The sequence below is a fragment of the Streptosporangium sp. NBC_01755 genome (assembly GCF_035917995.1).
Classification (GTDB): Bacteria; Actinomycetota; Actinomycetes; order Streptosporangiales; family Streptosporangiaceae; genus Streptosporangium.
In genome coordinates this window covers 2,624,101-2,635,719 of sequence record NZ_CP109131.1, presented here as the reverse complement: position 1 = coordinate 2,635,719, position 11,619 = coordinate 2,624,101, and the positions used below count along the sequence as shown (strand labels likewise).

15 protein-coding genes are annotated in these 11,619 nt (G+C 65.1%); 7 read left to right on the top strand and 8 right to left on the bottom strand.

The window, feature by feature from the left end; all coding sequences use genetic code 11:
* Nucleotides 1-216: 216 nt before the first annotated feature.
* The 3 genes from OG884_RS12080 to OG884_RS12070 form a co-directional block, all read right to left on the bottom strand.
* The gene (locus OG884_RS12080; protein ID WP_326645076.1) at nt 217-867 is read right to left on the bottom strand and encodes an HAD family hydrolase; all 651 of its coding nucleotides are present in this window, start codon (nt 865-867) and stop codon (nt 217-219) included.
* An 82-nt stretch (nt 868-949) separates the two neighbouring features.
* Nucleotides 950-1,741, bottom strand: a complete 792-nt coding sequence (locus tag OG884_RS12075; RefSeq protein ID WP_326645074.1) for a phage antirepressor N-terminal domain-containing protein — start codon at nt 1,739-1,741, stop codon at nt 950-952.
* Between the two features lie 9 nt (nt 1,742-1,750).
* A complete protein-coding gene (locus OG884_RS12070) occupies nt 1,751-2,110 on the bottom strand; it encodes a helix-turn-helix domain-containing protein (RefSeq protein ID WP_326645071.1) in 360 nt (119 codons plus the stop codon).
* A 610-nt stretch (nt 2,111-2,720) separates the two neighbouring features.
* On the opposite strand from OG884_RS12070, the gene OG884_RS12065 reads away from it, so the two are divergent.
* Nucleotides 2,721-3,539, top strand: a complete 819-nt coding sequence (locus OG884_RS12065; RefSeq protein WP_326645069.1) for a helix-turn-helix domain-containing protein — start codon at nt 2,721-2,723, stop codon at nt 3,537-3,539.
* A 462-nt stretch (nt 3,540-4,001) separates the two neighbouring features.
* On the opposite strand, the gene OG884_RS12060 is transcribed toward OG884_RS12065, so the two are convergent.
* Nucleotides 4,002-4,277: a hypothetical protein gene (locus OG884_RS12060; protein WP_326645067.1), complete on the bottom strand. Its 276-nt coding sequence runs from the start codon at nt 4,275-4,277 to the stop codon at nt 4,002-4,004.
* Nucleotides 4,278-4,925: 648 nt separating this feature from the next.
* A complete protein-coding gene (locus OG884_RS12055; protein WP_326645065.1) occupies nt 4,926-5,192 on the bottom strand; it encodes a winged helix-turn-helix domain-containing protein in 267 nt (88 codons plus the stop codon).
* A 261-nt stretch (nt 5,193-5,453) separates the two neighbouring features.
* Between OG884_RS12055 and OG884_RS12050 the strand changes: the two genes are divergently transcribed.
* The 3 genes from OG884_RS12050 to OG884_RS12040 all read left to right on the top strand — a co-directional run bounded on the left by OG884_RS12050 (nt 5,454) and on the right by OG884_RS12040 (nt 6,788).
* Nucleotides 5,454-5,780, top strand: a complete 327-nt coding sequence (locus OG884_RS12050) for a hypothetical protein (protein WP_326645064.1) — start codon at nt 5,454-5,456, stop codon at nt 5,778-5,780.
* Entirely contained in the window at nt 5,777-6,154 is a 378-nt protein-coding gene (locus tag OG884_RS12045; RefSeq protein ID WP_326645062.1) for a hypothetical protein, read from the top strand. The genes OG884_RS12050 and OG884_RS12045 overlap by 4 nt, the downstream gene beginning before the upstream one ends.
* A gap of 79 nt (nt 6,155-6,233) precedes the next feature.
* A complete protein-coding gene (locus OG884_RS12040; protein ID WP_326645060.1) occupies nt 6,234-6,788 on the top strand; it encodes a hypothetical protein in 555 nt (184 codons plus the stop codon).
* Here OG884_RS12040 and OG884_RS12035 read toward each other — a convergent pair.
* From OG884_RS12035 to OG884_RS12025, 3 genes are all read right to left on the bottom strand, one after another.
* Nucleotides 6,724-7,317 (bottom strand): guanylate kinase, encoded by a 594-nt coding sequence (locus OG884_RS12035; protein ID WP_326645058.1) that lies wholly within the window; start codon nt 7,315-7,317, stop codon nt 6,724-6,726. The two genes, OG884_RS12040 and OG884_RS12035, sit on opposite strands and share 65 nt — an antisense overlap.
* Entirely contained in the window at nt 7,314-8,066 is a 753-nt protein-coding gene (locus OG884_RS12030; protein ID WP_326645056.1) for an AAA family ATPase, read from the bottom strand. The genes OG884_RS12035 and OG884_RS12030 overlap by 4 nt, the downstream gene beginning before the upstream one ends.
* A 565-nt stretch (nt 8,067-8,631) precedes the next feature.
* Nucleotides 8,632-9,015, bottom strand: coding sequence for a winged helix-turn-helix domain-containing protein (locus OG884_RS12025; RefSeq protein WP_326645055.1), 384 nt, complete (start codon nt 9,013-9,015; stop codon nt 8,632-8,634).
* Nucleotides 9,016-9,152: 137 nt separating this feature from the next.
* On the opposite strand from OG884_RS12025, the gene OG884_RS12020 reads away from it, so the two are divergent.
* The 3 genes from OG884_RS12020 to OG884_RS12010 are packed head-to-tail and all read left to right on the top strand — an operon-like array spanning nt 9,153 to nt 11,609.
* On the top strand, nt 9,153-9,500 hold the full coding sequence (locus OG884_RS12020) for an SCO3933 family regulatory protein (RefSeq protein WP_326645053.1): 348 nt from the start codon (nt 9,153-9,155) through the stop codon (nt 9,498-9,500).
* A complete protein-coding gene (locus OG884_RS12015; RefSeq protein WP_326645051.1) occupies nt 9,497-10,873 on the top strand; it encodes an FtsK/SpoIIIE domain-containing protein in 1,377 nt (458 codons plus the stop codon). Before OG884_RS12020 ends, OG884_RS12015 begins: the two co-directional genes overlap by 4 nt.
* A gap of 34 nt (nt 10,874-10,907) precedes the next feature.
* Nucleotides 10,908-11,609 carry a DUF2637 domain-containing protein gene (locus OG884_RS12010; protein ID WP_326645049.1) on the top strand — a complete coding sequence of 234 codons (702 nt, stop codon included), beginning with the start codon at nt 10,908-10,910 and terminating at the stop codon, nt 11,607-11,609.
* Nucleotides 11,610-11,619 lie beyond the last annotated feature (10 nt).

Below are 11,619 nucleotides of genomic sequence, written 5' to 3'. Positions count from 1 at the left end.
TCTAGGTAACCACTCATGGTCCCCACACCGCGGCAGCGACTGTGAGGCTGGGTGTCCGAACACTTCATTACGAGTGAAGTGCGGTGCCCAGGTCGGCAGGCTCGTGTCCTGATCGGGCGGTAGATACGGGTCGGTGGCGTGTGATCGTGTAAGACGGTGTTGCTGTACGGGGCTGCTGTACGGCACTCCTCGCCGGGCTGCGGCATGGCCGCTCGATCATCGCTCGCTGTGCAGGATCTCCATGGCTTGAAGCACGTCGGTGGCGACATGATCCGCGCTGTGGTCATGGCTGACCCAAGTGCTTCGGTCGATCCAGATCGTACGTAGCCCCGCTGCCTGTCCCCCGCCGATGTCGGCGACGAGGTTGTCACCGACCATCCATCCCCCGCCTTCGAGGGTCATACCGCAACGCTGGGCCGCGACCTCGAACAGCCCGATGTCGGGCTTACGGATGCCGTCGACCCCTGAGAGCGCGTAGGCGTCGACGGCCTCGGCTAGTCCCGTCCGCTGAATCTTGCCGAGCTGGTTGTCTGCGGTGCCGTTGGTGACGATCGCCACCCTCCAGCCCGACGCACGGAGTCGAGACAGCCCGTCCATTACCTCGGGCCGACAGTGGACGAGGTACGGCATGCGCTGACGGTAGCGGCTCCACAGCTCGTCAACCGACTCGGGCAAGGCGAAACGATCACGAACCTTGGTGAAGAAGGCCTCACGATGCGGGTAGCCGACCCGGTCGAGAGAGAGCAACCAGCCAGCCGCCTCGCTCTCCAGATTGTGCTCCTCGGCGAAGTCCTCGGCCCATACCTGGAACGCCTCGTCCAGGTTGACGAGCGTGTTGTCCAAGTCGAAGAGCGCAAGTCGCTGCACGGCAACCCACCTTATGAGGAACGCCTGATCCTGAGACCCGCCCGGCATCAGATCGAGGACGCCGGGCGGGTGACGAGCCGGATCAGGGGACGACGAGCATGTTGTAGACCTGGTCGAAAAGCGGGCGGTGCCGCTCCTGGTACTGTGCCACGAGCGTGACGTGACGGCCGACGAGGTCCTCGATCTGGGGCGGCGCCTCGCCGAACGAGTTAACGTAAAGCTTCTTGAGCGCCTTGCCGAAGGACGAGGCAAGGCGCTTGATCTCAGTGCCGGACAGGCCCTTGCTCTCCAGGTACATGGACACAGTGAGCGGCTTGGTCAGCGGATCCAGCTGGGGCGTCTCCCCCATGAGGCGCCCAGCGAGCCGTCTACCACAGGCGTCCCAGTAGCCGCGGTCGCCGACGCCGACACCAGCGAGGGTGGCGATGACTTCAGCCGCCGCCTTGGCCCGCTGGATGTCCTCGCCGAGCTGATCGAGCTGGTCAGCCGTGGCACGCGGGTTGATCGCACCGCCGTTTAATACATAGTCGTAGAGCGCGTCGGCCAGTTCGACCTGCCACCGCTCGATACGCTTCCGCGTGGCGTCGTCCTTGAGCCGGGAGGGCTCGATGTTGGCGATCCACATCGGAATGATCCGGTAGCTGATCACGAAGTGGAGGCGGGCCTGGGAGTCGTTCGGGACCTGGACGACCATCTTGGTCGTACGGCCCTTCGACCAGGCGGAACGCTCGATGAGACGGCGCTGAGCATCGAGGCTGATGTCGATGGGGGCGACGAGGGAACTCAGCGGAATCCCGAAGTCGCCGTTAGGCATCAGGACGCCAAAGAAACACTCCCCGTCGAACTCGAACGGGGTGGGGACGATCTCGGTCATCGTCGCCCCCTACGCCTGGGCCTGGTCACGCAGGTGCATGATGTAATCGGCGATGGCCTCGCGGGGAACGCGTCGGCGGCGCTCATCAACCTTGATGGATTCAATCTCGCCGGACTTGACCAGTACGAACGCCCTGGTCCTGCCGATACGAAGCTGGTCGGCGGTCTTTTCGACCATGAGAAGCATCGGCAACTCGGGAGCAATGTCGACCGAGCCGCCCGTCATCAGCGGGATCAGAGTTCCGTCGGAGAAGAGGTTGAAGAACTTGCCCCAAGGACGGACGACGCCGGCGAAGTCCGGGGCATTTTGGGACGACTCGCCTTCAGCGACCAGATGCGGAGGAGTGGAACTCGGGGTTTCATGGTGCATGCGCGTACGCATACAATCACCCATGACTGTGTCTCCCTCGGTTTGAAGCGCCAGTAGGTAGCAGTGCAGTCATCGGCCCTCAGTGGAAGCACGTGCGGCGGCTGGAGCACCACCTCCAACCGCGTGCGCACCCACTGGGGGCTTAACGCTTTTTCGGCCTGAATCGAACCACAGCATGGAACTTGACCTTGGCCATACACCGTTATACCGGCACCTCCACCCTTCTCGCAACCAGGGGGTGACGTCCGACGCAAGATACAAGTTGATCATGATGCGTGGTACGACAGTTCCGTAAAGCCCATTGTGCGACTCGTTGCGGAACGTCGCGGAACATCGCGGAAATACTCGGCACCACCCGGAGCTATCCAGAGCCGAAACCACCCACCACAAGGGGAAGTACAGGAACATACAGGAACACAAGAGGCCGCCGGCGGGAGTGTAGCGGCGAGAGCCGCTAACGTCTTGGCTCGGCGACCGAGCATGCCTGTTCGAGCCTCTACGTGCCCCGCCATGACAGCGCACTGCATACACGAACAGTCATTCCTTGCGTGGACGCATGATGTTCACTACACTCCAATGCGTATCACTTGAGTACCTTGGAGACGCATCGATGGAGGACACCACCAGCGTTTTTGCCGACTGGGTGACCGCTACCGCCCGGGCACTCGGCTACAGATCAGACGCTCAACTGGCTGACGCTCTCAGCGTGCAGCAGTCCACCGTCACCAGGTGGCGCAAGGGCAGCCAACCGCAGATCAAGCACCTGGTAGAGCTCAGCAAACTCTTCAAGATGAAGATCGAGCCCCTGCTGGTCCTGTCTGGGCACGTTCCCCCCGAGCTACTCAGCAACGCGACCGTCTCGCCCTCGCCGGAACCCCAGTCCGTCGCCCAGCGGATGATCGAGGAAGCCAAGCTGCCCTCGGAGGTCAAGGAGGTGTTCCGGCACTACTGGCAGCTTCGACTCAAGGAGGAGTGGAAGCGCCTTAGCGAGCTCATGAACCTCATGTCTGAGATGGCGAAGGGAGACATGCCCCCAAAGGAGTTCGAGAAGCGTGCTGTCAGCGCCTTGGATACCAAGGTGTCCACACACCTCCTCCAAGCTGTGAACCAGGCCCGCGCCAGGCAAGAAGCGCTCGCACAGAGTCGGAAGCGCGCAAGGAACTCCCGGGCTCACGAGAAGCAGCCGCCTCTCCAGCCTGGTGATGTCGTCGACATCACCATCAGAGGCGTCGGCCAGACAAGAATCTGCGAGGACGAGGACAACCAGCACCGGTTTGAGTTGTTGAGCGCCGAAGGCAAAGTGGTCCTCAGAAGCGGGTCGTTCAAGACGCAGGAAGAGGCAGAGGCCGGGCTCGAAGCTTTCTTCGAGTCGTTCGCAACACAGACGGGCTACCTAAGCCCACTCGGACCAGACACCACCGAGGAGTGATGGGAATGCCCAGACCAAGAGCCCACGCGCATGGCGGGGAAGCCTCTACCAGCGCGGAGACGGCATGTGGACTGGCGTGGTCACGCTCCCCAAAAGGTCAGCCCTTCACTGCAGCGTCTTCGTTGCCAGGTAAACGAGGAAACCGGCCGTCAGCATGGGACGCTCGCCGTGGTGAAGTCGAAGACCGAGGGGTCGAACACGACTCTGGTGATTTCCAGTGGATCAGCGAGCCACGGGGCGCAGTGTGACACGCCGAACGGTTCCTGGGCGTGGAGCCGGCTCTCCTCGCACCGACGTACAGTCCGGAGGGCCCATTCGCGCGGACGGCGAGTCGGTGTGACCGCCCTATTCGCGCGAATGAGCCCTCCGGTACGCGGGGGTCTGGGGGCGGTGGAGCCCCCAGAGTTGCCCACGCTCAACCAATTCCGGCACTATAGGGGCGAGTTCATCGAAGCTCCGCGCTTAGAGGTTCTCTTTCAGCCACTTGCTCCCCGTCTGGTTGAAGCCCACCCATGCGGCATTCCCAGTCAGCTCGGCAACGAGCAGTTCATCACCTGAGTCGATGTGCTGCTTGAGTACATCCCGCACCTCATTCGTGGTCTTGCTCGTCCGGACGATCCAGGTCGAGTCGAGATGGTGCCACCACGTCTCGAACGCCTTGATCTCCTTGATCAGCGAGCTGTAGTCCTGACCTGGTCGGTTCAGGTCATACCCGATGAGCAGCGACTTTACGGCCACGCATCATTCCATTCCCGAGGTCGACTCATCGACTGCTCGGGCTTGGACAACCGCGCCCGTCGCTGTAAGGTCCAAAGGCGCTACCAACGCATAGGCCCCACACGGGATGACTCGACCTCACGTCGAGGCCCCGGTGGGGCCTGCTTGTTTTCGGCCGATATTAGTAGATCACCTTTAGTGACCACAGGCAAGCCAGTCACCCAACATGTTGTGGTGAAATCATGCACTGCCACCACATCTAGTGTTCATCAGTCTAGATGAGATCAAACTTTCGATTGTAATAGGACGCACCGACAAGGAGCGGTGGAGCCGTTATCGCAAGGGGTCAAGGGAAGATCTTCGCTACACTTCCCTCTCCCTGATCACCTCGGGGCCGGAGGTCCCCGCCAGAGACATGCTCTAACAGTCACCGAATGCAATTGGTGCAGCTGGTGTCTGGCCGCGGCGCGTGATGCACTTCGTCCGTCTGGGGTTCGCCGTGATGACTATTCGCGCGTGGGCGGCGCGGGCCGCGACCGGCCGAAGAGCCGCAGCGCGGCCAGCGACCGCCGACGCGCGGCGAGACGCCGTAGGCGGATCGCCTTTAAAGACGTATGGAAAGTTCTCATTCGGAGTGAGCGGGCTCCGGTGATCTTGAGGCTGTAGTGGCTACTCGGGTGCCTCGTCGGGCTCTGTGGTGCGTTCCTCGGTGGTGGTGACGAAGCTTCCCATGCCGCGTTCGGTGCGGATCCATCGGTCCTTGCGTAGGGCGTTCATGACCTTTTGTGCGGTCTGGGTGGCGATGCCGAATTCTTGGGTGAGGTCGACGACCGAGGGGATGCGTTGGCCTGGCTTGTACTGGCCGGCCTCGATGCGCTTGACGATGATGTCTCGTACCTGTCGCCACCTGGGCAGATCATCGCGCAACTCGGTCATGAGCACACGGTAGAAGCCCGTAGAGGAGGGCACTCCAGCGGAACATACTGCTGTGTTCTATGGTGTTCTATAGAATTGCATGTCTATGATGCGGCCATGGCATCGGTGAGCGGTGGCCTACGTGCCAGCTCGGGACCGCTTCCCCACACCGGTCCCGTCCCCTGGTGCTGGAGGGCGCCAAGGGACACGGTTCCGGGTTCCGCTCACTGATGCCCACCCACCAAGAGCTGTCGCCGAACGACGTGGAGAAGGGAGTGAGCCGTGACCGCGACCTTCCCCGACGACACAGCGGTAAGGGCTGCCGAAGAACTCCGTGAGGCCCTGGCCCGGTACGGGATCGCCGCTGATGTACATGACGGGTACGGGCTGGCGCTCGTGTCGGTCTGGGTGGATCTGATCGTGTGGTGCCGCGGGGATCAGTTCTGGTGGCGTACCGGCTGGAACCCTCGCCAGTACCGTCCCGTCTACGCCCGGCACCCGGCCGCAGAGCCCGGCCGGGCCGCGCATCGTGTCGCCCTGCGGTACGCGGAGCTGCGGCAGATCCATCCACTGCCGGAACCGGACCAGAAAGCGGCGTACCCGGTATGACCGCGCCTGAGGGGAAGCCGCTGGTTCGTCCGCGCTGGGTGGCTGTCGGGGCCGTGGTACGGCCTGCGGAAGATCTCCGCCCGGGATACTTCCTGGCCTTCGAGCGCGACCGTGACCAGCCGTTTCGGATCGCCCCGGTCCAGGGTGAGGAGTACGAGCGCGGACAGCGATCCGCTGATCTCGTGTGGGGACACGTCACCGGGCTCGACCGGCTGGGAAGTGGCGGCTCCTGGTGGAAGCCGTCGACGTTCCTGCTGTCGGTGTTCTGCTCGTTCCCTGCGGATGCCTCCCTGATCACCACCTTGTTCAACCATTCCCCCGTGCTGCTGTGGCCTCGGCCGTCTTTCGCGCTCGGCGGGATGGTGACCCTCTGAACGGTCGTGACGGCGCCGGCCTCGGGAGGGGAGCGCCCGTCACGCCTCACCACACCCGCCACGACGAAAGAAGGCAGGCATGTCTGAACGGTTCGCTCAACAGCTTCCGACTGGGTGGCCTTTGCCCGCGGTGGGTGCTGGGCCGACGATCGAGGGATGGCGAACCGAACAAAGCGGGTGGGGTGTCTTCTCCGCGCACCGCGACCCCGACCGCACGCTGACCGAGCACGAGATGCTCGCCGGGCTCACCGGGCACCTGCTCGCCGAGACCGCCGAGGAACTCCTCCGGCTGGCCGACGAACAGCACGACATCGAGGACCGGCTGAACGGGATACCGCTGGTATGTCCGCACTGCGGGCGCGGTCAGAGTGACGCGCCGCTGATCGTGACGGCCGATGAGTCATCGGTCACGGCCGAGCGGTGCGCACGCAGCTACGCGACTTCGGCTGACTGCCCTCACGATGACGTGGAGTGGACCCGTCCCAATCCCCTGCCCGACGGTGCCCGGTGTCGAGAGTGCGGTACCTGGTGGCGGCTCGACCTGATCCCGGCAGAGGTAGAGGCCCGTCTCAAGGGCGGCACCCCTCCGCCTGGGGACAACCGGCCTGCCGGAGCCGATCGTAAGCACCCGTGATCTCCCGTGCTGCCGCCTCGGCGCCGAGACGATCGGTGTGGATGCGCAGGTGAAAGAACCCGGTGTCGCTGTTCGTCTCCAGGTCGGTGAGCGTCTCATCCCACGCGGTAAGGCGCTTGGCGGTGTCGACGTCGCCGCGGCTTCGGGATCGCTGTTCGGTGACCTCGCGGGAAACCCACAGCAGTACGCGCAACCAGGAATCCGGGGTTCGGCCAATCAGGCGGCGCAGGTCGCCGAGGTTGCCCATGTGCACGACGGGCACGTAGCCGGCGGCGTGGCGGTCTTCGATGCTCTGGCGGTCGATGGCGTAGACGTTGCCGTAGCGGCGGGTCTCGGCAACCAGTCGGCCCGCCTGGCGGAGCTTGTCCAGGTGTTCGGCGCTGACGAACTCGTACCCGTCGGCTCGGCCGGTGCCGACCTTGAGCTTGGGCAGCAACGTGAACCGCGAATCCAGCCGAGTCAGAGCGGCGGTGATGGTGTCCTTGCCGCTGGCGGGCGGGCCGTACAAGACGATCCCCTGCGGGCTCACGTCAGGATCCGCTTGAGCGTTTCGCGGGTCTGGTCGGCAAGGCTGATCGCCGCGCCAAGCCGGTTGTCGATGGTGACGTGTGCGGTGGGCGGACTGGCCTCGACGTTCAGACTGGCGGCGTACTCCTCCCAGTTGCTCAGCTTCCACGCATCACGGGCGGCGCCGCGGAACTCGATGTACTCGCGCATCGACTCGGGATCACAGCGGACCCAGATCGCCGCGACGTCGATTCCCTTGGCTGCGCATCGGTTCTCCAGGCGGGCGAACCACGCCTCGTCTTTGAGTTCGGCGATGAACGGGGCCGCCAGGATGGCCGAGGTGCCGACGTTGAGGTTGTCCCACGCGGTCTCCATCAGGCACCGGTACTCCAGGGGGCGGACCTCTTTGAGATACAGGTCGGTGTGGCGGTCGTTGGGGTCGCCTCCCAGAGAGACGAGCAGCCGCTCCACGATGGAGCGGGTCAGGGAGTCCTTGTCCAGGAACGCCCAGCCGGTGATGTCGGACAGGAAGCGAGAGAACTCGGTCTTGCCTGATCCGGCGTACCCGCCGACCAGGGCGAGGATGGGGCGGGGGCTGCCTCCGCCGTGGCGTCGGCGCCAGGCGTCGACCACTCGGCTGCGAAGAAGTCCCGGCGGGGAATCGCTGGACTCGATGCCGCCGATGGAGACCTTGGTGAATGTCTCCTCGATGACCTGGGCGGCGGCGTTGTCGGCGGCGGGATCGGCGGGTGCGGGCAAATCGGAAATCACAATTTCCGCTTTCTGTGATTCACCGGGCAGAGGGGGGCGAAACCCTAGTTCGGGTTCGGTGGCCTGGTAAAGCAGGCAGTAAGCACGCCGGTAATGCGGTCCGGGGAACACGGTTCCTTGCTCGTGTCCCCAGAGTGTTTGGAAGTTGGCCGCGGGGACGCTCAGGCCGTGGCCGCTGGCCGCCTGGCGCAGCCGTTCGCCTGCGGCTTCCAGGGTGAGGCCGTGGGCTTCGCGGTGTTCCCGCAGGCGGGAGGGGGTCCAGCCTGGTCGCTGGGTCGTCTTCAGTTGCATACTTTCGCCTTCACGCTTCGGGGAGGTGGCGCGGTGTGCGGTCGTGCATATGAAAACGCTTGTGTAAACGGTCGTTGAAGGGAACTGAAGAAGCTTAACTAGATCGGTGTGATACCGGAAACCCCCAGCTCACGGTGAACTTAAGCCATCTCGAAAGGCGAAACGCACCGCAGAGCAAGGGAGGAACCCGTGAACGTCGACCCACAGCGGATTAGCTGGGAATTGGCCGCGATTCGGGCAGAGCTGGACGAGTTGGCTTGCCGGATCGGTGAGATTACTTCGGCTCTGCGAACACTGCCGCCTCTAGAGCGGCGAGTCGATCACCCAGCTCCTTGACGCTCTGGCGCGTCTGGGCAAGCTGGTCCAGGATCTCGGCGTTCACGTCCGGCGTCTCGGGCCTGGGAGCCTCGGCGGGGGGTTGGCGGACGAACACGCCCTTGCCCTGCTGGCCGATCACCAGTCCCTCGGTGCGCAGCACGCTAATCGCGGCCTTGACCACGCTGGCGGAGACGTCGAAGCGCTCGCCCAGCTGGGCGATTGAGGGCAGCGCGGTGCCGGGCGTGAGTGAGCCGGTACGGATCTGGCCGCGCAGCTCGTCGACGATCTGCAAGTAGGCCGGCTGGCCGGTCTTCTCCACCATCTGCTTCGTCCGTCTCATCTGCGCTCGTCTGCTCTCGCTTCCAGTTCAGCACACCCTCGTAAAGAAACCAACCAAGCCGCCGAAGAACTCATTGACAACATAGAACTCCAAGTGTTCCATGTGTTCTAAGCATTCCATCTAGCAAAGGAACGACCATGCGCACCATCCCCATCCCCGTCGACGTCACCAAGCTCCAGATCACCTGCGTCAAGCCCGCCAAGCCCCGCCTCGTCAGCAAGGACACCGGCGAGATCAAGCGCGACAAGAACGGCAACGTCATGTACGAGCTCACCCTCCTGGTCGAGGACGAGTTCAACCGGATGGAGCTGGTCAAGGTCAGCACCACCCCTGAGCCGCAGATCACCGCCGGTGAGGAGGTCGTCCCGGTCGGCCTGGTCGGCTACGTCTGGGAGCAGGGCGGACGCTGGGGCATCTCCTACCGGGCTACCTCCTTCCTCCCCGCGGGCTCCGCCGACCACGCCAGAGCGGGGGCGGACCTGTGATCACCCTCGACCATCCCCTGTTCAAAGTCCTCGCCATCCTGCTCGCGCTGCTGGCCTGGCGGCGCTGGGCTCCGCTGTCCTACTGGTACGTCCTGGTCTTCCCGCGTAAAGCCCTGTGGCTGCGCTGGTCCTGGCGACACGTCGCCTCCGGCTGCGGGCTCACCAAGAAGCGGCACCGGTGGTGGTTCACCACCGTCCCCGGCCTGGTCGCCTCGACCGGCGTCGTTCAGGTCAAGCGGCGCTTCCAGCGGGTCGCCGTCGACACCAAGCCGTGGATGGGCCTGCCCCGGCCCCTGCGGCACGGCTTCCGCATCACCTTCCACCTCCTCGACGGCCAGGTGCCCGATGACTACGCCAAGGTCTGTGAACGGCTCGCGCACGCCTGGCGCATCGAGGCGGTTCGCATCGTCGGCTCCCGGCCTGGCCGCGTCACCCTCCAGGGCATCACCCGTGACCCGCTTACTCACGTTGCTCCCGCCATGCCTCCAACCGAACCTCGGGACGGTTGGCGGGCCGATGACCTGCTCCGGCCTATCGTCGGGGTGCTGGAGACCGGCGCGGCCTGGCGGATGGACTTCCGGCTCATCCCGCACTGGATGAACGCCGGCGCCACCCAGTCGGGCAAGTCCAACCTGATCAATGCGCTCATCGTCGGGCTGGCCCCGCAACCGGTCGCGCTGGTCGGCTTCGACCTCAAGGGCGGGGTCGAGCTGTCGGCCTACGCCTCCCGGTTGACCGCGCTGGCCACCAGTCGCGCCGAGTGCCTCGACCTGCTGAGCGACCTGATCGCGGTGATGGGCGCTCGGATGCTGGCCTGTCGCCGCTACGGGGTGCGCGACGTCTGGCAACTGCCCGACGCCTCCCGTCCGATCCCCGTCGTGGTCCTGGTCGATGAGCTGGCAGAGCTGTTCCTGACCGCTGACAAGGCGGAAAAGGATCAGGTCACCCGTACGGCTACCGCGCTGCTGCGCATCGCCCAGCTCGGCCGCGCGTTCGGCATTCACCTCGTGCTTTCCGGTCAGCGGATCGGCTCCGACCTCGGCCCCGGAGTTACCGCGCTGCGTGCCCAGATCGGCGGCCGGGTCTGCCACCGAGTCAACGACCCGGAAACCGCCGTGATGACGCTGGGCGACCTCGACCCCGACGCGCTGGTCGCCGCCCGCTCCATCGCGCCGGAACTGCCCGGCGTGGCCGTGATCACCGGCTCTGACGGCCGGTGGCATCGCGCCCGGTCCGGCTACGTCTCCACCACCGCCGCAGAACACGCCGCACACGCCTACGCCGAGATGGCGCCTTCGTGGAACCAGGTGGCCGCCTCCGGCCTCGGCCATGAGCTGCCCGGCGTCAACGACACTGCCGAACTCGTCGCCTGACCCCTTCGCCACCCTTCGGAAGGAGGAATTTCTCGTGACCACGACCGCTCCTGGTCTGGCCGTACGGCTGGCCGACTCCGCGCCGGTGCTGATCCTCGCGCTCATCGCCGGGGCGGGCAGCTTCACCCACATCCGCGACACCGCCACCGAACACGGCCAAGCCGGCTGGATGGCCTGGGCCATAGCGGTCTGCGTCGACCTCACCTGTGTCATGGCCGCGCGGGAACGTCAGCGCGACAAGAAGAACGGACGCCAACGCAACGGGTGGATCTCCTGGCCGACCCTCGTCCTCGTCGGCGGGATCGCCCTGTCCCTGGCCGCGAACCTCGCCCAAGCCGAACCATCGGCCTGGGGCTGGATCACCGCCGCGACCCCGGCCGGAGCATTCCTGATCGCGGTCTCCATGCTGGAGCGCCGCTCCTCCGCCCCTCGTCCCGAACCGTCCCCGACTCCCGTTCTCGTTCCGGACGCCGTACCGCAGACCCCGGCCGAACCTGCCGCGCTCGCACCGTCGCCCGCTCCGGCCGAACCGAACCAGAACGGCGCCGAGAACGGTCAGAACGCTCCCGGGCCGACAGGCGAGCTTCTCGACTACGCGCGCCGCGTCGCCGACGAACACCACACCCGGCACGGCAGACCCATCACCCGCGACGCCCTGCGCACTCGACTCGGGGTGTCCAGTCAGCTCGCCTCCGACCTGCTGCGCACCCTGCGCGACAGCCCCGAACCCGCCTGAATACCAAGGA